The organism is Zavarzinella formosa DSM 19928 (genome assembly GCF_000255705.1).
Lineage (GTDB): Bacteria > Planctomycetota > Planctomycetia > Gemmatales > Gemmataceae > Zavarzinella > Zavarzinella formosa.
In genome coordinates, this window is record NZ_AIAB01000588.1 from 1 (window position 1) to 571 (window position 571).

Below are 571 nucleotides of genomic sequence, written 5' to 3' on the forward strand. Positions count from 1 at the left end.
CCGTTCCACATCACCGACGCTCTGAACGATGATCGCGTCATCGGCCATCCCTCACGGGAGGCCGTGCAGGCATACTGCGGCGTGCCGCTGATGGACAAGGAAGGGAAGATATTCGGGACGCTGTGTCACTTCGACTTCAAGCCGATGCCTGTGCCAGACGGGCACGTTGAATTGATGGAGGCCGTCGCGCCGCTGATCGAGAAGTATGACAAGGTGACGTACACACCACGCCGCAAAGCCCTGTGAACGCAGAAAAGCCCCAAGGGCGAAACCTTGAAAGGCTTTTCAATCAGGAAAAACAACGGGTGCAAGCACCAGAACTGATTTCCTTGTCACTTTCGTTCGGACATATCGGCAGAACGGTTAACCCGATCCGAGGACGAGGAAGTTTTCGTAACCTTCGCACTCGAAACACAAGGTCGGCTTGTTCCGGCGGCGTGTCTTCATCGACTTGTAGGTAAGCAGTACGGATTCCTTTGGGGACGTTTTGAGGCGTTCCCGTTTCAGAATCAATGCCGTGCCATCCACGGACTTGCTTCAGTGCGGCCATTTTCTCCAACACCTCTGCAAT

Annotated in this window: 1 protein-coding gene and 1 pseudogene; one reads left to right on the forward strand and one right to left on the reverse strand. The window is 54.8% G+C overall.

What is annotated here, in order from left to right:
• Nucleotides 1-246: GAF domain-containing protein (locus BGIM_RS48020; protein ID WP_040887502.1), on the forward strand; the 246-nt coding region annotated here is incomplete at its 5' end.
• Nucleotides 247-289: 43 nt separating this feature from the next.
• Here BGIM_RS48020 and BGIM_RS66870 read toward each other — a convergent pair.
• Nucleotides 290-571: pseudogene (locus BGIM_RS66870) on the reverse strand (GP88 family protein); the annotation flags it as partial.